The 23,123-nt window shown below is 69.9% G+C and carries 14 protein-coding genes; 7 read left to right on the forward strand and 7 right to left on the reverse strand.

All coding sequences use genetic code 11. The annotated features are described in order from the left end of the window. The first annotated feature begins 503 nt into the window (after positions 1 to 503). The 3 genes from WME90_RS31560 to WME90_RS31570 all read left to right on the forward strand — a co-directional run bounded on the left by WME90_RS31560 (position 504) and on the right by WME90_RS31570 (position 7,660). Positions 504 to 1,322 carry a hypothetical protein gene (locus tag WME90_RS31560; protein ID WP_437275742.1) on the forward strand — a complete coding sequence of 273 codons (819 nt, stop codon included), beginning with the start codon at positions 504 to 506 and terminating at the stop codon, positions 1,320 to 1,322. A gap of 347 nt (positions 1,323 to 1,669) precedes the next feature. Continuing rightward, positions 1,670 to 6,190: an nSTAND1 domain-containing NTPase gene (locus WME90_RS31565; RefSeq protein WP_437275743.1), complete on the forward strand. Its 4,521-nt coding sequence runs from the start codon at positions 1,670 to 1,672 to the stop codon at positions 6,188 to 6,190. Between the two features lie 801 nt (positions 6,191 to 6,991). Beyond that, complete coding sequence (locus tag WME90_RS31570) at positions 6,992 to 7,660, forward strand: response regulator (RefSeq protein WP_437275744.1); 669 nt, start codon at positions 6,992 to 6,994, stop codon at positions 7,658 to 7,660. Between the two features lie 90 nt (positions 7,661 to 7,750). Here the strand turns inward: WME90_RS31570 and WME90_RS31575 are convergent, their stop codons facing one another. Next, the gene (locus WME90_RS31575) at positions 7,751 to 8,245 is read right to left on the reverse strand and encodes a VOC family protein (protein WP_437275745.1); all 495 of its coding nucleotides are present in this window, start codon (positions 8,243 to 8,245) and stop codon (positions 7,751 to 7,753) included. A 126-nt stretch (positions 8,246 to 8,371) separates the two neighbouring features. Next, positions 8,372 to 9,262: a helix-turn-helix domain-containing protein gene (locus WME90_RS31580; RefSeq protein WP_437275746.1), complete on the reverse strand. Its 891-nt coding sequence runs from the start codon at positions 9,260 to 9,262 to the stop codon at positions 8,372 to 8,374. Positions 9,263 to 9,384: 122 nt separating this feature from the next. On the opposite strand from WME90_RS31580, the gene WME90_RS31585 reads away from it, so the two are divergent. Further along, positions 9,385 to 11,805 (forward strand): NACHT domain-containing protein, encoded by a 2,421-nt coding sequence (locus WME90_RS31585; RefSeq protein ID WP_437275747.1) that lies wholly within the window; start codon positions 9,385 to 9,387, stop codon positions 11,803 to 11,805. On the opposite strand, the gene WME90_RS31590 is transcribed toward WME90_RS31585, so the two are convergent. The 5 genes from WME90_RS31590 to WME90_RS31610 all read right to left on the reverse strand — a co-directional run bounded on the left by WME90_RS31590 (position 11,726) and on the right by WME90_RS31610 (position 17,438). Further along, a complete protein-coding gene (locus WME90_RS31590) occupies positions 11,726 to 12,514 on the reverse strand; it encodes an HNH endonuclease (protein WP_437275748.1) in 789 nt (262 codons plus the stop codon). The genes WME90_RS31585 and WME90_RS31590 overlap by 80 nt on opposite strands. Then, positions 12,474 to 13,889 carry an AAA family ATPase gene (locus WME90_RS31595; RefSeq protein ID WP_437275749.1) on the reverse strand — a complete coding sequence of 472 codons (1,416 nt, stop codon included), beginning with the start codon at positions 13,887 to 13,889 and terminating at the stop codon, positions 12,474 to 12,476. The genes WME90_RS31590 and WME90_RS31595 overlap by 41 nt, the downstream gene beginning before the upstream one ends. A 133-nt stretch (positions 13,890 to 14,022) precedes the next feature. Continuing rightward, complete coding sequence (locus WME90_RS31600) at positions 14,023 to 15,144, reverse strand: ADP-ribosylglycohydrolase family protein (protein WP_437275750.1); 1,122 nt, start codon at positions 15,142 to 15,144, stop codon at positions 14,023 to 14,025. 261 nt (positions 15,145 to 15,405) lie between these two features. Further along, entirely contained in the window at positions 15,406 to 16,092 is a 687-nt protein-coding gene (locus WME90_RS31605; RefSeq protein ID WP_437275751.1) for a hypothetical protein, read from the reverse strand. A gap of 245 nt (positions 16,093 to 16,337) precedes the next feature. Then, entirely contained in the window at positions 16,338 to 17,438 is a 1,101-nt protein-coding gene (locus WME90_RS31610) for a sterol desaturase family protein (protein WP_437275752.1), read from the reverse strand. Between the two features lie 507 nt (positions 17,439 to 17,945). On the opposite strand from WME90_RS31610, the gene WME90_RS31615 reads away from it, so the two are divergent. From WME90_RS31615 to WME90_RS31625, 3 genes are all read left to right on the forward strand, one after another. Further along, complete coding sequence (locus tag WME90_RS31615; RefSeq protein ID WP_437275753.1) at positions 17,946 to 19,616, forward strand: glycoside hydrolase 5 family protein; 1,671 nt, start codon at positions 17,946 to 17,948, stop codon at positions 19,614 to 19,616. Between the two features lie 76 nt (positions 19,617 to 19,692). Then, positions 19,693 to 20,784: a D-xylose ABC transporter substrate-binding protein gene (gene xylF / locus WME90_RS31620; protein ID WP_437275754.1), complete on the forward strand. Its 1,092-nt coding sequence runs from the start codon at positions 19,693 to 19,695 to the stop codon at positions 20,782 to 20,784. Between the two features lie 302 nt (positions 20,785 to 21,086). Next, the gene (locus WME90_RS31625; protein ID WP_437275755.1) at positions 21,087 to 22,982 is read left to right on the forward strand and encodes a multicopper oxidase family protein; all 1,896 of its coding nucleotides are present in this window, start codon (positions 21,087 to 21,089) and stop codon (positions 22,980 to 22,982) included. Positions 22,983 to 23,123: the final 141 nt, after the last annotated feature.

The following is a 23,123-nucleotide window of genomic DNA, read 5'->3' on the forward strand; positions in this document are numbered from 1 at the left end:
ATGCACCGAGTGGAATTACGGACCAAGACCGGCGCCCGGCAACGGATTTTTCCGGGCCGCGGCGCCCCGACACGCCGGCGCGGGCGGGCGCCGGAGGCCTCGAGGTCTGCCGGACGGGTCGATCACCCGTTCCGGGAGGCCTCCGGGCCTGTCCAACAGGTCGGCGACCTCTGGAAAGAACCCGATCGGTGCGCTCCAGCACGACGGCAACCCGTTCCGGCACCCCGTCGGGTATGTCCGAGCGTGCCGGCGACCCGGCGAGGAACCCTCGGCGTATCTCCGAGCGTGCCGAAGACCCGGCGAGGAACCACCGAAGGCGGGTGGCCCGCCTCGGCTGCCGCCCCGCCCTGCTCCGGGATGCCACCGGCCCTGACCGCCCGCGTCAGGCCCGCGCTCCAGCACGTCTGTAAACATTCGCTGGACTACGCACCAGCGCAGTCCATAGCAAGTTAGCGACGATAGCAGCGGTGGACGGAGGAAAGAGCGGTGCTTAGCGTGCCACGATGGACCAAACGTTCGATGCTTCGATCTACGTTCGCGCGCCCATCATCAACATTGCCAATGGCGTGACCCTCGCCAACGCGCTGGTCGCAGCCTGTCCGGAGACGGCGCCGGAGAACGTCGCCAAGGCGTGTACGAAGCTGAAGGCCGCCGGGGAGGCAGGCCAGAAGGCGCTCACCGCGCGCCGCCGGGAGAACGGCGCCCTGTCCGAGGACGACGTGCGCGTGCTCGACCGGGAAGCCGACGGGAGCTTCGGGGCGCTGCGCATGCGCCTCATCGCGACCTCGATGCTGCCCGAGACGCGCTTCCCGCAGGCCCGGCGCGCCGGAGAGCTCGTCCAGGAGCTGTTCGGCGATGACGGCCTGTCGTTCCTCACCACAGAGTACGCCGCGCAGAACACGGTGATGGCCTCCATCGTCGCGCACATCGAGGAGGCGGGCCTGAAGCCGGAGATCGACGCGCTCGCCGGGCCCGAGTTCCTCGAGCAGATCGGCAATGTCCTGCCGCGCTACGACGCGATGGTGAAAGACAAGCTGCAGAAAGAGGCCGCCGCGACATCGAACCTCGCGACGTACGTGCGCGCCATCCAGTCCGCCATCGTCAACTACGCGACAAAGGTCGCCGGCATGGTCGATGAGGACGAGCCCGAGACCATCGAGGCCGTCCGGAAGGCCCTCCGGCCGCTCGACGCGCACCGCGAGGCCGGCGCCCGGCGGGGGCAAGCGGGCGCCAAGGGCGAGGCGGAGAACGGCGCGCCGGCCGCCCCGCCGGCGACCGAGACGGGGGCCAGCGGCGGCGGCGCGCTGAGCGCGCCAGGCTGAAGACCGCGGACGCCAACCGGCGCATTCCGTTCCGTCGCGTCGCTCCGGAATGTGGGTATAGCATGCCACCGGATGCAACCCGCCCCGATGCTCGCGCAAGCGCCGCAGCCGCGGCATGACCCACAGCCATCTTGCCCCAGGCGTCGCCCCGCGTGGATCGTCGTGTCGATCGGCGGTGTAGCCGCCGGCGTGGCCGAGCCCGCGATTCTCGCCGGCGATGCCGTTCGATCGCCGGCACGATCACCACGCAAGATCCGTGTGTGTGGGCCCGCCGAGCGCCCCCCGCCCAAACGCCTGCTCTGGCCCCTGGGGGCCGTCGAATGATCTCCGAGCTATCTCGGGGAGCGATGGGGGACTCCGCTCCGTCCACCGTCGAGCGCGCGCGGTGGCCGATCGGCTCCACCGTCAAGCACTACGAGATCATCCGCAAGCTGGGTCAGGGGGGCATGGGCGCCGTGTTCCTGGCGCGCGACACCCGGCTCGGCCGCCGTGTCGCCATCAAGATGTTGCTGGAGCACAGCGGCCGGGGCGCGGACCGCTTCCTCGTCGAGGCGAGAGCCACGGCCCGCTGCGAGCACGAGAACATCGTCGTCATCCACGAGGTGGACGAGTTCGACGGCACCGCATACATGGTGCTCGAATACCTCGAAGGCCGCACGCTGCGCGAATGGCTGAACAATCGCGGGCACGCCCCCGCGTCGCCGGGCCTCGCGGCCGAGCTGATGATTCCTGTGGTGCGCGCGCTCGGCTGCGCCCATCGGCTCAGGATCGTGCACCGCGATCTCAAGCCGGAGAACATCGTCCTGACCGACGCCGGGCCCATCAAGGTCCTCGACTTCGGCATCGCCGCGCGGCTCGGGCAGGAGGAGATCTCGCGGGTCGCGGGCGCCGCCAGCGCGATGCCCAGCACGACCGCCGTGACCGACGAGGCGACGATCGTCGGCACGTTGCCGTATATGTCGCCCGAGCAATGGCGGTGCGAGGAGGTCGATCCTCGCTGCGATCTCTGGGCCGTGGGGCTCATCCTGTTCGAGCTGTGCACCGGCGAGCACCCGTTCGCGCCGCAGATCGCGCAGCGGCTGTCCGAGACGGCCGATCTCGATCGGCCGATGCCCAGGGCGAGGGAGAGACGGCTCGACGTGGGCCCGCTCGGCGACATCATCGATCGTTGCCTGAAGAAGCGGAGGGAAGAGCGCTTCGGCTCGGCCGAGGAGCTGTGCGCCGCGCTCGAGCTGCTCGCGACCAGCCGACAGACACCCTCGCTGGGTGAGGATGGGAGCCCGTTCGCCGGCCTCTCGGCGTTCCAGGAGGCCGACGCGGGGCGCTTCTTCGGTCGCGAGCGCGAGGTCGCGAGCCTCCTGGAACGGCTGCGCAACCAGCCGGTCGTGGCCGTGGCCGGCGCGTCGGGCGCGGGCAAATCGTCGTTCGTGCGCGCGGGCGTGATCCCGGCCTTGAAGCGGTCCGGGGAGCGCTGGGAGGCCTTCACCCTCCGGCCTGGCCTCCGGCCGTGCGCCGCGCTCGCCGATGTGCTCGCCCAGGCCGGGGGCGCGTGCCTGGAGGGCGCCGCGCCCGGTCCGATCGAGCGGACCGACCCCGAGGCGCTGCTCCCGATGCTCCGCGCCCGGCCCGGCCTGCTCGGCGCCGCGCTGCGCGCGCGGTGCCGGCGGCCGGGAGGCCCACAGCATATCCTGCTCTTCGTCGATCAGCTCGAAGAGCTGTATACGCTGAGCGCAGATCCAGCCGAGCGAACCGCGTTCGTCGTGTGCCTCTCGGGCGCGGCCGACGACGCGTCCTCCCCGCTGCGCGTGGTCGTCTCCCTCCGCTCGGATTTCCTCGACCGCGTGGCCGAGGATCGATGGCTGATGACCGAGGTGACACGGGGGCTCGTGCTGCTGCCGCCCATGGGGCGCGCCGGCCTGCGCGAGGTGCTGACGCGGCCCCTGGAGACGGCCGACATTCGCTTCGAGCATGAGGGCATGATCGAGGCCATGCTCGACGCGCTCGAGAAGACGCGGAGCCCGCTGCCGCTGCTGCAATTCACGGCCACCAGGCTATGGGAGGCGCGGGATAGCGAGCGCCGCCTGCTGACGCGCGACAGCTACGAGAGGCTCGGCGGGGTCGCGGGTGCGCTGTCCACGCACGCGGACACCGTCCTCGGGGCGCTCTCGCCGGCCGATCAGCGTCTCTGTCGGGCGGTGTTCCTGCGCCTCTGCACGCCCGAGCGCACGCGCGCGGTGGTGGGCATCGCCGAGCTGACCGGGCTCGCGGAGGACAGCGGCGCTCTTCAGCGGGTCGTCCATCATCTCGCCGACGCAAGGCTCCTCCTTGTCGAGGCGTCTGCCGAGCGGGACGGCGCGACGGTGGAGCTCGTGCACGAGTCCCTGATCGACACGTGGGCGAAGCTCCGGCAATGGCTCGACGAGAGCGCGCAGGACGCCCAGTTCCTGGCCCGGCTCCGCGCGGCGGCACACCAATGGAAGGCCGGCGCGGAGGCCGAGGGGCTCCTCTGGCGCGACCGCGCGGCGGACGAGGCCCGAGCGTGGCTGTCGCGCCGGCAGGCGGAGCGCGGCGCGGGCGCGGAGCTCGGTATCGATCGCGGGGAAGAGCGGTATCTGCGCGCGGTCGTCGCCCTGGTCGATCGCGCGCGGCGCCTGCGATGGCGGATCGCGGCGGGCGTCATCACCGCGCTCTCCGCGACCGCCGTCGCCGTGTCGCTCCTCGCGGTCCGGGCGCAGAGCGAGGCTGCGCGCGCCGACCGGGAGGCGACGCTCGCGCAGGAGGAGGCCAGGCACGCGCGCAACGCCACGCGCATGGCGGCGGCGCGCGAGCTGGAGCGGAGCGATCCCACGACCGCGCTCGCCCTCCTGCGCGAGGTCGAGCCGCCGGGCGTGCCGCGGGGCTGGTCCGATCTGGTGTTCGGCGCGCTCCACGGCAGCATCAGCAGCGTCGTCCTCCGCCATTCGAGCAAGCTCTGGTCCGTCGCGTGGAGCCCGGACGGCGCGCGCATCGCCACCGCGTGCGACGACCGGGCTGCCCGCGTGTGGCGCGCCGATGGAACGGGCGAACCGCTCGTGCTCCGCGGTCACGACGACGCCGTGTACTCGGTGGCGTGGAGCCCCGATGGAAAGCGCATCGTCACCGCGTCCACGGACAAGACGGCGCGCGTGTGGAACGCCGACGGCGCGGGTGAGCCCATCGTCCTCCGAGGTCACGAGGACGTCATCCAGCTCGCGGCGTACAGCCCCGATGGCCGGCATATTCTGACCGCATCTCGTGACGAGACGGCACGAGTGTGGAACGCCGATGGCACGGGCGAGCCCATCGTCCTCCGAGGTCACCGGGGCTGGGTGAGCGCTGGGGCGTGGAGCCCCGATGGAAGGCACATCGTTACGGCGTCCTGGGACAACACCGCGCGCGTGTGGAACGCCGATGGTACGGGCGAGCCCATCGTCTTCAACATCGAGCTGGGGGGCGATGTCTACTGGGCGGCGTGGAGCCCCGATGGACAGCGGATCGTGACCGCTTCCGAGGACGGGAGGGCGCGCGTGTGGAATGCTGACGGCACGGGCGAGCCCATCGTCCTGAGCCGGCATGGGCTCCTGCAGCTGTCCGCGACCTACCTGCTGTCCACGACCTTCAGCCCCGATGGGAGGCGCATCCTAGCGACGGACTGGGACAAGAAGGTATGGCTGTGGAACGCCGACGGGACGGGCGACCCCGTGGTCCTCCACGGGCACGAGAACGCGGTGTTCGTGGCGGCGTGGAGCCCCGACGGAAGGCACATCGCCAGTGGGTCGTGGGACGGTACAGCACGGGTGTGGAGCGTGGACATCGAGAGCTCGCCCCCCGTGCTCGGCGACCACGAGGCCGCGGTCACGGCGGCAGCGTGGAGCCCCGATGGAAGACGCATTGTCACCGCCTCGGAGGACCGCACCGTGCGCGTGCGGAGCGCGGACGGCACGGGGACACCCCTCATCCTGCGCGGCCACGAGGGCAGGATCTTCTCCGCGACGTGGAGCCCCGATGGAAAGCACATCGTCACCGCCTCGGAGGACTACACCGTACGTGTGTGGAGCGCGGACGGCACGGGGACACCCCTCATCCTGCGCGGCCACCAAGAGAGGGTGAACTTCGCGACGTGGAGCCCCGATGGGCGGCGCATCGTCAGCGCCTCGGACGACTTGACAGCGCGAATCTGGAATGCCGACGGAACGGGCGAACCGCTGGTCCTGCGGGGCCACGACCTCCTCGTCAAGTACGCTTCCTGGAGCCCCGACGGCCGGCGCGTCGTCACAGCTTCCTACGACACCACCGCCCGGGTGTGGAACGCCGACGGGACGGGCGAACCGGTCGTCATCGCCCGCCACGAGGCCTTCCTCTCCGCGGCGGAATGGAGCCCCGACGGGAAGCGCGTCGTGACCGTGTCCACGGACAAGACCGCGCGGGTGTGGAACGTCGATGGGAGCGGCGAGCCCGTGATCCTCGGCGGGCACGACAACGAGGTCGTTCGGGCGGTGTGGAGCGCCGACGGCAAGCGCATCCTGACCGCATCAAGGGACGGCACGGCACGCATCTGGAGCGCGGACGGCACCGGCGAACCGCTGATACTGCGCGGTCACGCCGGACCGGTCTACTCCGCCGAGTGGAGCCCCGACGGCCGGCGCGTCATCACGGCGTCTGCCGATAGGACCGCGCGGGTGTGGACGGACCTCGAAGTGCCCCGGGGCCCTGACGACCCGAAGCTGTGGTTGGCGACCCGCGATTGCCTGCCCATCGAGCGCAGGGTCGAGTTGTTGAACGTATCCGAGGCCGCGGCCCACACCGACTGGCAGGCCTGTCAGCGCCGTGTGGAGCAGCCGATCCCGTAGAACCGAGCGCCCCTGCTCACCCGGGCGACGGCAGCCGGAACCGAGCCTCCCACGACCGGTTACGGCAGCTTCGCGGCCCGCGCAGGGAGGTCGCGGAAGAAAGGATCGGAGTCAGCGCTCGCCTGGACACGGTCACGAAGCTCCGCACCCGGGCCGGATGCCGCGGCCCGACGCCACCGTCCCTCGCCCGCACAGTCGCCATGCCCTCCGACGTGAGGGCGAGAAACGCGACCATGGCTGTCGACGCTCGTCTTACGGTTGAGGCCGGCAACCTCACCGATCGCCGCGCACGCCACGAGCACGAAAACGACACCTCGACAGGAACAGGGCAGCTGGGACAGGGGAAGTCCCGACGGAAACAGGGAAGTCCCGATCGCTCGGAGGCGCCGGCCGAGCGGAGGACAGATAAAGAGCATCAAGAGTGCCGTAGCTCACACAATGACCATGTGAAGATTCGAACAATGCGCATTTGTTTCCGTCGTGCATCGCGGCCGTGAACCCCAGGCGCGCGCCGCAGCCGCACTGAACTGAGCCGTTCGCGCTGCACCCTCGACGTCCAGAGTGCCTCGACAACACCATCGACGCAGGTCGAACGGAACTCGAGATCTCAACCTGTCCTGTCGAGAGAGCGTGTTGCGCGGTTGACTAGAACAAACTTCGTCGTGTACACCTCGATAGAAGAGGCCGTCGGCGCCGGGGGGTGCCGCGCAGGCCCTCGACAACACGCAAGCGCGCTCGCGCACTGCCGCGGCACAGCGGCATGGGATGCGGGTCCGCCATCGTCGCAGGGAGGCAGCCACCGTGTCATCGACCGTAAGAGCCTATCGCACCTCTTCGCAGGGTCAGCACAGGGACGCCACGATCTCGTCTTCCCGGCGAAAGTATTGTGTCCTCGTCGTCGACGACGATGAAAGGGCGCTGAGGTCCATCTCGGCGGTCCTCTCCGGGGACGTCGACGTCGTGGAGTGTACGTCGGCGGAGCAGGCGCTCGCGCTGCTCGAAACCAGGGAGTTTCACCTGGTGTGCTCCGATGTGATAATGCCTGGGATGAAAGGGGACGAGCTGCTCCGGCGGGTGGCGAACATGCCCGTTTACACGAGCTGCCTCCTGATCACTGGAGCCGAGGAGTACACGCGCTCGAAGGAGGCCGTGTATCACCACGTTTTGCTCAAGCCGTTCAATCCGTCGCGGCTCACGGCGATCGTGCTTCAGCTGGCGCGCCTCACCGAGATGAAGCGCTCGGTCCACTCGATGGCGGATTCCCTCACGCCGACGGACGCCAGGAGCGAGCTCGTGTCGTGCGGCTGGCCCGAGGCCGGGGTGGCGCCGGAGTCGTCGCAGGCGCCGAGATCCACGAAGCTCGAGGCCTGCGCGACGTGCGGCGCCACGCCGCACGAGCTGCCGCACGATCCGGAGCCGGCGAGGGCCTTCGCGCCGCCGCCGCGCGCCCGGAAGCGTTGGGCCCGGTGAGCCCGCGGGCCGCACCGTCCCGCGGCCGTCGCGGCGGCGGCGGCGGCGGCGACGACCGACGGCCGACGGTCGCGATCGACGCCGGGCGGGTCAGGCGCCGCTCGGGCCTTGCTCTTCCCACCACCTGGCCATGCGAACCTTCATCTCGTCCACGGAGACGTCCTCGATGACGGCCGACAGGATCCACTGGTGCCCGAACGGGTCCTCGATCCTGCCCTCCCGCCGGCCGTAGAACTGGTCCGCGATCGGGTAGATGATCTTGGCCCCCGCCTCGACGGCGCGCGCGGCGACCGCATCGGGGTCCTCGACGTTCAGCGTGATCACGATCGGCGAGCCGCCGAGCGCCTTCGGGCCGCGCGCGTTCCACTGGGGGGCCTCGTCGGCGACGCTGACGATGGAGTCGCCGATCACGAGCTCGGCGCAGACGATGGCGCCGCCGAGCTTCGGATCGGCGAGGCGCATCTTCTCGGTCGCGCCGAACGTCTTCTTGTAGAACGCGATGGCGTCCGACGCGCCGGCGACGACGAGGTGCGGCACGACGGTATGGTACGGGGGCGGGGCGATGGGGTGTTTTCGCTGGGTCATGGGCGAAGGATGCCCACGCGGCCGGAGCGGGTATTGTAAAAACGTGCCGCCGGCTGAGCCGTCAGCGCCGGCCGAGCCACCGGTGATGACTCCGCCGGCAGCGCCGGCTGAGCCGGCGATGATGGCTCAGCCGTCGAGCGGCACGTGGTTTCGCTCGCGGCGCCTGGCCGCGTACTCGGTCGGCGTGAGGCCGGCGAACGCGCGGAAGTCGTGGATGAAGTGCGCCTGGTCGTAATAGCCGCACACGGCCGCGACGCCCGCCCAGGAGACGCGGTCTCCGCGCTCGACCGCGGAGATCGCCTGCTGGAAGCGCTGCACGCGGCAATAGCGCTTCGGGGTGAGGCCGACCCGCTCGGTGAAGCTCCGGATGAACCGCTTCGGGCTCATCCCGAGCTGCCCTGTCACGTCGGCCACGGTCCATGCGCGGGACGGGTCGGCGAACGCGGCGAGCGCGAAGTCGACAGAGGGATCGCGCGCGAGCGGCGCGCGCGGGCGCAGGAGGGCCGACGCGAGGGCGGACTCGAGCGCGCGGAGCTTCTCGTCGGGGGTCTTCGCCTCGAGCACGCGCTCGCGCACGAGCCCCGCGTCGCGGCCCCAGAGCGCGTCGAGCGAGACGTGGGCGCCGCCGAGCGCCTCGGTGTCCGGGCCGAAGAACGGGGACGCGCCGCCCGGGGAGAACTCCGCGCCCACGATCGCGCGCTGCTCCGCCGTGTCGATCGCGAAGTGCTCGGCGTGGGCGCCGCAGACGGCGATGCCGGAGAGGCGGTGGCAGCGGGCGGGAGCGGCGGTGCTGGCGGCGGCGCCGTCGGCACCGCCATCGGCCGCGCCGTCGTACCAGCGCAGCTCGTCCTCGGCGAGGTTGATGAGGAGGCTCATGGCGCCGCTGGGGAGCACGCGCTCGAGCAGGTCGGGCAGCTCGGGGGCGGCGTAGTACCAGAGCTGGCGGACGAAGCGGCCGAGTGGGGGAGGCGGGGTGTACGTGACGAAGCGCATGGGGCGGCCCGTGAGGAGCAGCATGCCATGGGCGGAGGCGTGAGGGAGCCGTTCCAGACGCGCGGCGTAGCCCGGGAGCCCGATCGGGAGGACGGCGGTGCTCGGCGGCTGGACGGTGAGGTAGGCGATCTCTAGGATGCCGGCTCGTGACCGCGGCCGTACGAGAGGCAAAGACCCGGGCGGGGCGAGGCAAGACCGTCGGGGCGAAGCGCCGCTCCAAGGTGGAACCTACGGCCACGGAGTCCCACGAAGCGGTGCTCGACACGGTCTTCGCCGAGGCGCCGGAGACCCCTCGAGCGAGCGGCGACCTGCCCGAGATGGTCCGCAAGAACCGGCGTGAGCGGGCGAGGCGGCGGCTGCTCGATGCGCTCGAGGCGCGGGGGCCTTATCCCGTTCCGGAGGGGCTGCGCGGCGAGCTGCGCGCGCTGGTGGAGCGGTGGGGGCAAAAGGGCTTCGAGGATGCCTTTCCGGACGCCGACGCGTTCGAGATCCGGTGCGCTGAAGAGCGCGCGGTGCTCGAGGCGGCCGCCAGGGGCGACGAAGAGGCGCGCTTCGCTGCCGCGGAGCGGGCCTACCGGCGGGAGATCGAGGCGAGGCACGGGCAGATCGAGATCCGCGGACTCCAGCTCAGCGCGCGCGTCCGGCAGGATCTCGAGATCGCCTATGTGCCGCTGCACGTCGAGGAGCCCTCCGAGGAGCCGCGCGCGGCGAAACCCAGGAAAGGGGCGGGCAAGCGACCCAAGGGTGGAGCGACGACAGCCGAAGCGAAGGCAGCGAGCGCCATGCTGCACGCCCTTGAGCGGCCGCGGGTGCTCGCCACGGACGCGCTCGTGAGCCACCCACGGCTCCTGATCATCGGTGAGCCGGGGAGCGGAAAGTCGACGCTCCTCGCCTACCTGGCCACGCGCGCCGCTCGGGGCGAGCTGACCACCTCGACCCAAGGACGCGATCGGGCATCGATTCCGTTCGTCGTGCCGGTGCGGGCACTTCAGGAGGCCGCGGCGACCCCGGAGGAGCTCGCTCGCGCCGCCGGCGCCGAGGCCTGGTTCGTGGAAGCAGCGCTGCAGCGCGGCCGTGCGCTGCTCCTCGTCGATGGCCTGGATGAAGCCCGGACGCACGTGGCGGGGAAGGTGCTCCCGGCCCTCACGGCGATGCTGGATGCGTATCCGGGGATCCCGGTCGTCGTCACGACGAGGCCGACCGCCACGCCCGGGAAGGACGAGGCCGCGCCCAGGGGCTTTGCGCGCGCGCGGCTCGTGCCGATGACGCGCGACGAGGTCGCCGACTTCGTCGATCGCTGGTGTCTGGCCGCCGAGCTGAGCCTCAACAAGCCGCGCGGACAGGCCGAGATCGACGCGCGCGCCGCCGCAGACGACCTGAAAGAGCGGGTGCGGGCGAGCCGGGCGATCGAGAAGCTCGCGCAGACTCCCCTCCTCTGCTCCGTCATCTGCGTCGTCCACCGCTTCCTGGGTCAGCGGATCCCGGAGCGACGGGTCGCCCTGTACGAGGCGATCACCAACGTGCTGCTCTATGAGTGGGACCGAGCCAAGTTCGCGGACGGCGCCGCCATCGGCAAGCTCGACGCCCACGCGAAGCGCGCCCTGCTCGCCCGGCTCGCGCTCTCGATGCACAAGGCGCGCGTGGCGGAGCTGCCCGCGGACGAGGTCGTCAAGAGGCTCGCGGCGCACCTGCCGGATCTCGGCCGTCCGGAGGAGGAGGCGGAGGCGATCGTGGCCGAGATCCGCGACCGCAACGGCGTGCTCGTGGAGGGGGTGCCGGGCTCCTTCGCGTTCTCACACCTGACATTCCAGGAGTATCTCGCCGCGATGGAGCTGGTGAATGCGCACGCTTACGACGAGCTGCTGCGCAATTATAAGGCCAAGTGGTGGCATGAGGTCATCGTCCTTTCCGCCGGGTTCCCGGGCGCGCACGCGGACCGGATCATCCGTGGGCTGCTCGACAAGGACGGCGAGGACGTGGCTGAAGGGACGATGCTCGCGGCGCAATGCGCCGAGACCGCCATCGAGGTGAGACAGCCGCTGCGGAAGGAGATCGAGAAACGCGTGGCGGCCATGGTTCCACCGACGAGCCCCACGGAGTTCAACACGATTTACCACCTTGGTGAGGTAGCTGGACCGGTGCTCGTTCGCTGGCTCGACAAAGGGACGACGGAGGACAAGGCTTCGATAATATTCGCCCTTGCATATATTCGCTATGAGCCAGCAACGAGGGCAATCCTAAAATTTTTGAAAGACCCGAACCAAACAAGTCGTCCGTTCGCTGTCTTCGCCCAAATGGAAGCTGACCCTTACACTCTCGCCATGTGCGCCGCAGTATACATAAAATGCTTAATTGAATCCTCAGAGAGAGCGTTTTCTATCTTTTACGACGCAATTCCCTCCGCGGATCCGAGCGCCATTCAAATTCTGCGAGGATTCAGAATAATCGAGAAGATTCCTCAGGAATGCGACAAACTCGACGCGCTCATCACGCGCGCCGAGGCCGCGCACGCGAGGGCTTCCTCTTCCGCCGCCCGTTCGCCCAAACGCGCCGCACGTTCTGGTTGATCGCCTCGGAAAACTCGTCAGGGCCGTCGATGAGCAGCATCTCGAGCGGAAAGCCAGGACGGCCCATCAGCGGAACAACGATCTTGAGGTGCCTCTCGATGGCCTTTCCCCGGTGCCAGGTCAGCCAGTAACGCCTCAGCTCGAGGTCCTCGATCGTGCGCTTCGCCTGCTCATCCCCCTTGCGGGCCCTGATCGCGCCGCTCCTAGCAAACACGAAACGGCTACCCGGCTCGCCCTCGTCGGGCCTGACATATCCCCCGCTCGGCCACATGTCGCCCTTGGCGATGTTGCACGCCATGCACGCCAGGAAATAGTTGTTCCAGTCGTAAGCCTGCGCAGGGAAGCGCGCCTTAGGTCGGAAGTGATCGACCTGCCCCGGCGGCCTGTCCTTGCCTCTTTTTCCGGGGTGCGTCGAGCTGACCGGTGACTGGCAGTACGCGCAGATGCCACGCGACATCCCCGCAATGGCCGCCCGGACGCAGGCCTCGGTGCGCCACACCGGAGGGAGATCCCGCTTCCCCTTCCGGTTGGATGGCAGCACATCCGGCGCGTAACGCGTAAATCCCTTCTTGCGCGTCGCCCCTTGCTCGGTGAGCTTCTCGAATGCCTTCGCTTTCTTCCAGAAGGCCGCCGCATCCGGGAACGCCGCATCGACCGCCTCTCGCCAGTCAGCGGGCGCTTCGACGCCTTCTCGCCGGAGCCGGATCATCCCGTCTTTCTCCCTTCTCGGAGAGCTGTGAGTCCAGACGCTTTAGCAGAGCGATCTGCGTCCGCGCGATCCCGGACAGAAGTGGTCCCTTGCCCTCCCGTTCCTCCTCCCGCGCGAGCACGCCCTGGAGTTCATCCAGGAGCTTCAGCAGCGACCGCCGGTCGCGCGCCGTCGCCGTGCCGTCCTCAACCTTCCGTGTCAGCTCGGCGACCTTCACCTCCAGCGCCTCGTACGTCGGCGACAGGCGTGACGGAACACCAAAAACAGCATCATCGACCATCACCGAATCGACCTCGGCGCCGTCGAGCCTCTCCAGGTCCCCCTCGGTCAACCGCCGCACCGTCGTGCCCTCGCCCGGCTTCTCGTCCAGCACGAGGACCGCGATCGCGCGCTCCTTGTCGTCGATGGCGGCCTGCACCACCGCGGGCGAGTGCGTGGTCAGCACGAAGCGCGTGCCCGGAAACAAGCTCGTGAGCCGGTCGATGATCCGCCGCTGCCAGCGAGGGTGAAGGTTGAGGTCGACCTCGTCGATGGCCACCAAGGCCTCTCCCGCGAGGGGATCTTCGAGCGCAGGGAACGTCTGCGCGTAGCGGATCGCGAGATCCAGCACGACGGAGAGCATGGCGCGGTACCCGTCGGAGAGCTCGATGATCGAGAGCGAGACGCCCGAGCGACGGAATGCCGCCACCCGGCGTCCTTCCTGCTCGACGATCTCCACATCTTCGATGCGCCTGTCGAGAGCCACGAGCCACTCGTGGAGCCGCGTCCAGACCGCCCGCGCAGCGGGATCGTACTCGCCCCGCTCCTCCAGGAGCGCGACGTAGGCGGCGAGGTCCCGGAAGAGGTACTCGTCGAAATCGACGAGCGTGCGCGTGGCCGGCCGGCGCAGCGCGTCTTCGAGGTGCGTCGGAAGCGGCCGGATGAGCGCCGGCTCCCACTCCGGACCGAGGAGCGCGTGCCCGGCCGCCTGGCGCGGCCTGACCGGCGGGCGCAGGGCGCGATACTGCCCATAACCGAAGACGTGGTGCCCACGCGGGAGCCGCGCGCGCTCGGAGCGCGCTGCCCCATCGGTCCAGCGCGCGATCGGCTCGGGGCCAGCGCCGTAGAGCGCGATCGACCCGACCGACCCGCCGTGGCGCAGCGGAAACCGGTCGAGCCCCTCGCCCTCGCCGGGCGCGAGCGAGGCGATCGCCTCGACGATGCTCGTCTTGCCCGAGCCGTTCTGCCCGATGATGACCGTGACCTGCGCCCCGAGCGGCACCTCGCTGCGCACGAAGCAGCGGACGTTCTCGAGGACGAGTCGTGCTCCACCGGCGGTGCCCGCTCCCACCGGGGGCGCGGGCGCCGACTTGCTCTGCTTGCGACGCTTCGTCACCCGCCGACTATAGCCAGAAGCACCGCAGAGAGCGCGCTTCCCGACGCAGCTTCGATAAGCCAGAGCACCAGCTCAGCCGCGCATCTCGGAAGGCGCGCCGAGCGTGCATTGCCGGCACGGCCTTCCTCCCGCTTCAGTAAGGCGGCAGCATCCTCCGGAATCCGTGCCCCAGCGCCAGCGCCAGGAAGACCCAATTGCGCAGCGGCAACACGGGCCAGAATAGGCCGAGAGGCCCCTCCGCTCGGGCATTTCGCTCCTCCCCTGCCGCGGCGCCCTCCCCTAGCTCGCCCCGGAACACCCGCGCGAGCCGCGCGCCGAGCCGCCGCATCCACGCGATCGATCGCGGGAAGTCTGCGATCCCGTCGAGCCACGCTCCCGGGATCCCGCGCGCCCCCAGCGTCGCGCCCGCGAGGCCGCCGACGATCGCGCCCGTGCTGTCGGCGTCGCCCCCGAGCAGGATCACGTCCTCCACCGCGCGCCGGAAATCGCCCGGGTGCGCGAGCCAGCAGAACAGGGCCGCCGGCGCGGTGTCCACGATGAAGCCGCTCACGCCCTCCTGGAGGCCGATCGCCCCGGCGAAGTCCTCCGCAGAGGCGCGCCGGCCGAGCAGCTCCGCCGCGCAGTCGAGCCGGCGGCGGAGCTCCTCGTCCTCGACGCGCTCGCGGAGCATCAAAAGGAGCTCCGCCGGATTCACCTGCTCCGGCGTGCGCACCGCGGCATACGCTGCCGCGAGGGCGATGATCCGCGCGCCCTCCTCGGCGCGGGGATCTGTGTGCGTGAGTCGCGTGGACGCGCGCACCATCGAATCGATGCGCGACGGCGTGAGCGCGAGGGCCGCGCCCAGGATCGGCGCGCGCATCGCGGCGCCGTTGCCGGCCGAAAAGACGCCGCTCCGCTCCGGCGAGAACCCGAGCCACAGCTTGAGGATCGCCCGCAACGTGGCGTACCCGATGCCCGCCGGCAGCGAGGCGAGCCAGCCGCGGAGCTGCCACGCGAGCGCGCGCGCAAACCGCGCCGTGTCCCCCGGAGCGGCCAGGAGGGCCTGGGCCGTCATGCACGCGTGCTCTGCGTCGTCGCTGATCATCCCGCGGCCGAGCACGAAGCGGTGCTCGATCGGCGACGCGCCGAAGAGCCGAGCCGCGCGACGGCGCGACAGGCCCTCTCTGGGCAGGCCGAGCGCGTCGCCGACCGCGGTGCCGAGGAGGACGCCGGCGAGCCGGTCCTCGCGATCGATGGGAGTCGTCTCGATGGGCATGCGAGCGCGCGTTCCACGTTCCGTGCCCGGAGAGCGCAGCGCAGATCCGCGCTCCTACGCGCCCGGCCAAGGAGCCGGCCTGCCAGGATGGCAGTCACTCGCCAGAAGGATCGACACCGTGTCGCGAGGGCGGCGAACACCCGCTCCGGATACGGGCCCTCCTTAATGCGCTCGACGCTCGACGCGCCGAGCTGCGGCTCGCCACGCTCGGCGGGAAGCCGGAAGAGACCCACCACCGGACCGACGGAGGACGCCTGCGCCTCAGGGGCAGCGCGGTGCGGTGTACTCCCCGCTGGGATCGCTCTCCCAGAGCGAGCCCATGGTGAGACGGAAGCGCACTTCGGCCGAGTCGATGGCGAGGATCTCGAGCGTGCCCGGTCCGAACGACCCACCTCCCCACGGGCAGTCGTCCGGTTGCGGAGAGTAAGGCTGACCCGTCTCGCTCATGGAGCTATAGAGGCCGATCACGGAATCGTCGAGATCGTAGACGCCGACCTGCTGATAGGCGGTCGGCAGCACGATGTGTACCTGCCAGTGCCCGCCGCAGCTCAGATCCGTGGTCGGGGAGCCGCACGAGACGCCGAGATCCGATGCACGAAGGAAGAGGTCGTTGGGATCTAGCTCTGGAGCCGGGCCGCCCGACCCGGAGCTGCCGGTGATGTCACCCCGGCCCTCCCAGTACTGCTCCCAAAGCACGTCCATCTGAGCGCGCGTCAAGGCGACGGCCGTCGACGCAGCGCCGCCCCCGGAGCCGCCGCTGGCCGCAGGGTCCCCCGAGCCGCCCTCATCCGGCGGCTCGCCGGGGTCGTTCGCGCTGCTCTCGCCCGTCGGCTCGACGGGCTCGTTCGCGCCGCCGTCCTCCGTCGCCCCCTCGATGAAGGTCATGTTGCAGGCAGCCAGCAGGAGGGGCATCAGGACAGAGAGCAGGGAGGCGTTCTTCGTCGTCATGGCATCCACCATTGCACAACCAGCGCCAACCTGAAGACAGGCAAAAACCACGGCAAAACGACGGTGTGACGTGCACGGTGTGCCGCGCGTGTGCCAGCGTGCGCCTTGAGCGCTGGCGTCGTCCTGCGGGTGCGCCGGTTCACCTCTGAATGAACCGCCATGACGCCAAGGACGCCACGAGGCTTCTCTCTCCTTGGCGTTCTTGGCGCCTCCTCGCCTCGAGATTCTGCCCTGTTCTGGCGGTTTCAACCCGTCTGTCGCGCCAGCAGCGCGCGCCGCGCGGCCGCGCCGGCGCCTCCGGGCCCGTCGAGCAGCGCTCCGACCGCCGCGAGCACCGCCAGGAGGACGGCCGCCCCGGCCCACAGCGGGCCCGCCGCCATGCCCGGCGATGCATAGAGGAACGCTATCGCGCCGAGCAGCGCCGTCACGAAGAGCGCCCCCGCGAGCGCGCGCACCCCGCGGGGGCGCGCGACGTCGTGAAGGGCGTAGTCCGGGTCGGTGCGCAGCGGGCCCTCGTCGCGCGGGGTCGCGTTGGATCGCCACTCCGGCGGCCTGAACCAGACGAGCAGCTTTCCGGAGAGGCGCGGCTCCGCCGCCGCCATGCGCGCCAGCCTCCGCCACGGGGCGACGTTCGCGCGCAGCGCGCTGAAGCTGGCGAGCGGCTGGACCACGCCGTACCGCGGGGGCGCCCCCTCGGCGCAGAAGGTGCCGAACAGGCGATCCCAGACGATGAGCACGCCGCCGTGGTTCCTGTCGAGATACTCGGTATCGACGCCGTGGTGCACGCGGTGATGAGATGGCGTGTTCAGCACCCACTCCAGCGGACCGAGCCGGCGGACGAGCTGCGTGTGGATCCAGAACTGATAGAGGATGTTCAGCGTATACGTCGTGACGAGCATCGCCGGCGGGAAGCCGAGCACGGCGAGCGGCCAGAAGAACGGCCAGAAGAGGGCCCGCTGAAGCCAGCTCTGGCGCAGCGCGACCGAGAGGTTGTAGTCCTCGCTCTGGTGATGAACCGCGTGGGCCGCCCACATGAAGTTCACCCGATGGCTCGCGCGGTGCGCCCAGTAGTAGCAGAAGTCGACAGCGACGAAGCAGGCCGCCCAGCTCGATACCGCGCCCGGCGGCAGCCGCACGAGCGCGGCGCGCTCGAACAGGACGACATAGACGAGGACGCCGGCGCTCACGATGGAGACGACGATCTGCTGCCCGACGCCGCACGAGAGGTTGGCGAGCGCGTCGGAGAAGCGATAGTCGCGGCGCCCGCGGCGTCGGCAGAGCCAGAGCTCGACGCCGATGAGCGCGAAGAAAGCCGGCACCGCGAACAGGATCAAGCTCGGCGACATCCCCCGTCCTCCGCGGAGCCGCCGCGCAGCGGACCAGCCCACGCCCGCCCAGTCTAGCCTGAACCCCCCCGGCGCGCATCGAGGCGCGCCTCCCCGGCCGGCCTCACCACCACGCGTCACCCCTCGATCTCCGCCGGCTCACGACGAGCACCGGCGCCGAGCCCGAACGCCCCGCGAGGCGGCGCAGCCCGGCCGCCCGCCGAGCTTCCGCAGCGCACCGAGCACCAAGCCCGCGCGACAACGCGCAACGCCGGCCGCCCTCTTCCCTGTTGACGCTGAACCGTTTAAGTGGTCTGCCACCACCCACGCTGGCGAGCGCGCTCCCACCCGGAGCGGAGATTTGTATCGTCGCGGAATTCGGGGGAGCTCACCGGGTGCCTCCGGCGATGCCACCCCGCGACGGTGGCACAGCAGCTCGGCAGATGCCTGCGACCCGGCCATGTGCTCGGGGCGACAGGGCGCAGCGTTCCGTGAGGAACGACACTCGAACCACGTAAGGAACCGACCATGAAGAAGACCTTCTTGCTCGCTTTGGGTTTGCTCTCCCTCGCCGCGTGCTCCTCCTCCGATCCGGAGGAGCCCGCGCCCTCCGGCGGCACGGGCGGGTCCGGCAACACCGGCGGCAGCGACGCGACCGGCGGCAACGACGCCACCGGCGGCAGCGACGCCACCGGCGGCAGCGACGCCACCGGCGGCAGCGACGCCACCGGCGGCGGCGGGGACGGAACCGGTGGGGGCCCGGCGCTCGACTGCGCCCAGCAACCGGAAAAGTGCTACGTCCGCGCCGAAGGTAGTAAGCTGCTGCTCGACGGGAAAACGTACCGGTATATGGGCACGAACTTCTGGTCGGCTCCTTACATCAGCCGCGAGCGCCTGCGCAACGAGCTCGACATCCTCGAGGCCCACGGCGCCCTGAACCTCAGGATCATGGCGCTCAGCGAGGGCGACATCCCGGAGGCGCAGCAGAACGATCAGCAATACGGCCCACAGCGTATCTTTCCGGCGTCGTCCAACGAGCCGTGCGCCGATGCGGAGCTCGAGGCGTTCGCCGACAAGCTGGCGACGGTGCTCGACGAGATGCACAGCCGCGGGATGAAGGCGGTGATGACCCTGAACGACTTCTGGCACTGGTCCGGCGGGATGCCCCAGTACATGAAGTGGGCTCACGAGCAGCCGACCACCTCCTGCGGAGAGGACTTCAGCGCGTACCAGGTCGGCCTGACCCACCCCACGACGGGCGCTGCCCTGCTCGAGGCGGGCTACCACGTGCCGTTCGCCGGCTCGATCCGGTTCCAGGAGGGCACCGGCGAGGACTGCCAGGCCGTGGCCATCAACGAGTGGGCCATCCCTCACTCGGGCACGCTCGATCCGAACACGAACCCCTGGCCCGACCAGATGGATCTCTCGTCGCTGTTCTTCTGCAACAAGAAGGCGCAGGAGTTCTACTTCAGCCGGGCCAAGGTCATCATCGAGAAGCTCAAGGACCACCCGGGGATCATGGCGTGGCAGCTCGGGAACGAGCCGCGATCGTTCAAGGGCTGGGGCCCGCTCTTCAAGCTCTGGGTCGAGAGGAACGCGAAGTTCATCAAGGACATCGACCCGAACCACCTCGTGTCCATCGGCTCGGAGGGCGACCTGTCCTATAACTGGGGCGACTACGCCAACAGCGATTACAAGGCGTTCCACGACGTGCCCGGCATCGATTACCTCACCTTCCACGTCTGGCCCGAGAACTGGGAGTGGTACGACCCGTCGCTGCCGATCGGCAGCGCCGCCGACAAGGGGCTCCTGGCCGCCATCACCAAGAGCAACGGGTACATCGACGCGCAGCTCGCGCACGCCAGGGCGCTGAACAAGCCGATCGTCGTGGAGGAGTTCGGGCTCGCGCGGGACGACAAGGCCGAGCCGGTCTCGTCGCCCGTCGCCAAGCGGAACGAGTATTACGCCTCCATGTTCGACGCCGTCGTCGAAAACCCGGAGCTCGCCGGCGTCAACTTCTGGGCCTGGGCCGGGACGGGGAGGCCGTCGGACGACGGCAACGACTACTGGCTCCTCGGGAACGACTACATCGGCGACCCGCCCCACGAATACCAGGGGTGGTACTCGGTGTACGATGACGACACTGAAACCCTCAATCTTATCATGAGCTACGCCGACCAGCTCAACTCGACGCAGTAGCGCCGGCGGCCACAACACAGCCCCTATCCATTCATCTCATGCGGAGGTCACCTTGATTCGTCGCTCCACCTTTCTCATGGCGTTGTTCTCTCTCGCGTTCTCGGCCGGCTGCTCGAAGCCGGCGTCCGAAGGCGGCGCGAGCGCGGACAAGCCCGAGGCAACAGCCGCCAAGGGCGCGGAAACCAAGGGTACGGAGAAGAAGAAGGAGAAGCTCACCATCGGCTTCTCCATGGATACCCTCAAGGAAGAGCGGTGGCAGCGCGACCGCGACCTGTTCAAGGCGAAGGCCGAGGCGCTCGGCGCCCAGGTGCTCGTGCAGTCCGCGAACAGCGACGACGCGCTCCAGAACTCGCAGGCGGAGAACCTGCTCACGCAGGGCATCGACGTGCTCGTCGTCGTGCCCCACAACGCCAAGACGACGGCGACCATCGTCGAGTCGGCGCACAAGCAGAACGTGCCCGTCATCGCGTACGACCGGCTGATCCTCGACTCCGATCTGGACCTCTACGTGTCCTTCGACAACGTCAAGGTGGGCGAGCTCCAAGCCGAGGCCCTCGTGAAGAAGTTCCCGAAGGGGAACTACATCCTCATCGGCGGCTCCCCGACCGACAACAACGCGAAGCTCTTCCGCGAAGGGCAGATGAACATCCTGAAGCCGCTCATCGACAAGGGCGACATCAAGACGGTGGCGGACCAGTGGGCCAAGGACTGGCAGCCGGTCGAGGGGCTCAAGATCACCGAGAACGCCCTCACCAAGAACAACAACAGCGTCACGGCGGTCGTGGCCTCGAACGACGGGCTCGCGGGCGCGGCGGTCCAGGCCCTCGGCGAGCAGAAGCTCGCCGGCAAGGTCGGCGTCTCGGGCCAGGACGCCGAGCTCGCCGCCTGCCAGCGGATCGCGGCCGGCACCCAGAGCATGACCGTCTACAAGCCGCTCAAGCTGCTCGCCGAGAAGGCCGCCGAGCTCGCCGTCAAGCTGGCGAAGAAGGAGCCCGTCGGCGAGAAGACGCAGACGGTCAACAACGGCAAGAAGGACGTCCCGAGCGTGCTCATCACGCCGGTCGCCGTGGACAAGGACAACCTCGCCTCGACGGTGATCGCGGACGGCTTCCACAAGGTCGAGGACGTCTACAAGGACATCCCCAAGGATCAGTGGCCGTCCAAGTAGGCCCCCTGCTGGACATCCCGAGCCCAAAGAGCGCCCTGGCCGCCACGAGGCGGCCAGCCGCGGGCTCGGATCCGCCCCCCTGCCCCACCTGCGCCCCTCTCGATCACGACCATCGTCGGTGATGCCGAGGATCCTCGAATCCGGAGCTTCCTGGGTGGACCGGATGCGCGCGCTGGTCATGATGCGTCGCCCTCATATCGCTGCGCGAGGCAAGGAGATGCGATGTCCTCCATGAAGCGACGACAGCCCCGGAAGCACGATCCGGCCGCGACGGGCTCGCGGCATTCCAGCCAGGTGGCGTGATGAAGGAGGCCGTGGACACGTGTCCGGCCGCCCCGAGCTCGGCCCCTACCCTCTCCGGCGCCGCCATCCCCAGGTACACGCGCCCGCTGCTCATCCCGCAGGTCATGCCCCAGGCCACGGGTCCCGGCGCGGGCAGCGCGGGCCTCGATGGCTACGAGATCGCCGTCCGGCAGATCGAGCAGCAACTCCTGCCGCCCGAGCTGGGTTTGCCCCCGACGACGGTGTGGAGCTACGGCTCCGTCCATCACCCGGAGACGTTCGCGACTCCGGCGTTCACCATCGAGGCGACGTACCGGAGGCCGGTGCGCGTGAAGTGGATCAACGACCTCAAGGACCCGGCGACCGGCCGCTTCCTCCCTCACCTGCTCCCGGTCGACCCCACCTTGCACTGGGCCAACCCGCCCGGCGGGGCGCAGGGCCGCGACCGGCGGCCCACGTTCCCGGGCGGCTGCCCGCCGGGGCCGTACCAGGGACCGGTGCCGCTCGTCACGCACCTCCACGGGATGGCCCGGGTGGCCCAGGAGAGCGACGGTTATCCCGAGGCCTGGTATCTCCCCGCGGCGATCGACATCCCCGCGGGGTATGCGGCGACAGGCACCTTCTACGATTACTACCAGCGCACGTCGCCGCTCGGGCGCCTGTGGGAGCCGGGCGCGGCCGTGTTCGAGTACCCGAACGACCAGCGGGCGGCGACGCTCTGGTATCACGACCACGCGCTCGGCATCACCCGGCTCAACGTCTACGCGGGGCCAGCCGGCTTTTACCTGCTGCGCGGCGGGCCGGACGACCTGCCGCAGGACGTCCTGCCCGGACCGGCCCCGCGATCAGGAGACCGCCCGGGAGCGAGGGTGTACGAGATCCCGCTCGTCATCCAGGACCGCTCCTTCAACGACGACGGGTCGCTCTTCTATCCAGCGTCGCGCGGGCTCGCCCCGCCGCTCGACGCGCTGTACACCCCGAAGGGCGATATCCCACCGATCTGGGTCCCGGAGTTCTTCGGCGACGTCATCGTCGTCAACGGCCGACCGTGGCCCTACCTCGAGGTCGAGCAGCGGCGGTACCGCTTCCGCATCCTGAACGGCAGCGCCTCGCGGTTCTTGATCCTGAAGATGGGTAACGGCCTCCCGTTCTGGCAGATAGGCTCGGACGGAGGATTCCTCCCCTCCCCCGTAGAGCGCGGGACCCTCCTGCTCGCGCCGGCCGAGCGCGCGGACGTGATCGTCGATTTCAGCGGGGTCCGCGCCGGCGCCGAGATCGTCCTCCTCAACCTCGGTCCGGACGCGCCGTTCACCGGCCGCCCCCAGCCCCCCGCCGATCCGGCGACGACCGGGCAGGTGATGCAGCTCCGCGTCGTGTCGGCGACCGGCACGGATACGAGCACGCCCCCGCACCGGCTCGAGCTGCCACGGCTCGCGCCCTTCGGAGACGCGTCGCTCGTGCGGCAGGTATCCCTGAACGATCTGGGCTCCGCGCTGCAGCCCGACGCCGGCCTGAGGGTGGCCGCGCTGGGCACGCTCCAGCCTCCTCCGGGCTCCAGCACGCCGAGGCCGCTCTTCTGGCACGATCCCATCACCGAGAACCCGTCCCCGGGATCGACAGAGGTGTGGGAGATCCACAACTTCACCGTCGACGCGCACCCGATCCACCTCCACGAGCTCCACTTCGAGATCATCGATCGCCAGCCGTTCGACGGGGCTCCGCGCCCGCCAGAGGCCGGAGAGGAAGGCTTGAAGGACACCGTCGTCGCGCTGCCGTTCGAGATCACGCGCATCAAGGCGAGGTTCGGGGGGCCTGGCCGGTTCGTGTGGCACTGCCACATCCTCGAGCACGAGGACAACGAGATGATGCGGCCCTACCAGATCGGCCCCATGCCTCCCGGGATCCCGACGCGCTGATCCCGCCCCGCCTCACGCTGCGCGATGTCGCGCCGCCCCGCGCACGCCTCGCGCGGCGGCGCAGGTCCTGCGAGCGCGTCCGGCCCGGCGCCGTACCCGCGCTCATCAGCCCGCCGCCGCCCCCTCGAAAGCCAGGGATCC

Source organism: Sorangium sp. So ce375 (assembly GCF_051473855.1).
In the GTDB taxonomy this organism is placed as follows: domain Bacteria; phylum Myxococcota_A; class Polyangia; order Polyangiales; family Polyangiaceae; genus Sorangium.

Coding starts and splice junctions, on each gene's coding strand:
- WME90_RS31560 (WP_437275742.1), top strand. CDS start 504: ATGGACCAAACGTTCGATGCTTCGATCTACGTTCGCGCGCCCATCATC.
- WME90_RS31565 (WP_437275743.1), top strand. CDS start 1,670: ATGGGGGACTCCGCTCCGTCCACCGTCGAGCGCGCGCGGTGGCCGATC.
- WME90_RS31575 (WP_437275745.1), bottom strand. CDS start 8,245: ATGACCCAGCGAAAACACCCCATCGCCCCGCCCCCGTACCATACCGTC.
- WME90_RS31580 (WP_437275746.1), bottom strand. CDS start 9,262: ATGCTGCTCCTCACGGGCCGCCCCATGCGCTTCGTCACGTACACCCCG.
- WME90_RS31590 (WP_437275748.1), bottom strand. CDS start 12,514: ATGATCCGGCTCCGGCGAGAAGGCGTCGAAGCGCCCGCTGACTGGCGA.
- WME90_RS31600 (WP_437275750.1), bottom strand. CDS start 15,144: ATGCCCATCGAGACGACTCCCATCGATCGCGAGGACCGGCTCGCCGGC.
- WME90_RS31605 (WP_437275751.1), bottom strand. CDS start 16,092: ATGACGACGAAGAACGCCTCCCTGCTCTCTGTCCTGATGCCCCTCCTG.
- WME90_RS31610 (WP_437275752.1), bottom strand. CDS start 17,438: ATGTCGCCGAGCTTGATCCTGTTCGCGGTGCCGGCTTTCTTCGCGCTC.
- WME90_RS31615 (WP_437275753.1), top strand. CDS start 17,946: ATGAAGAAGACCTTCTTGCTCGCTTTGGGTTTGCTCTCCCTCGCCGCG.
- xylF (WP_437275754.1), top strand. CDS start 19,693: ATGGCGTTGTTCTCTCTCGCGTTCTCGGCCGGCTGCTCGAAGCCGGCG.
- WME90_RS31625 (WP_437275755.1), top strand. CDS start 21,087: ATGAAGGAGGCCGTGGACACGTGTCCGGCCGCCCCGAGCTCGGCCCCT.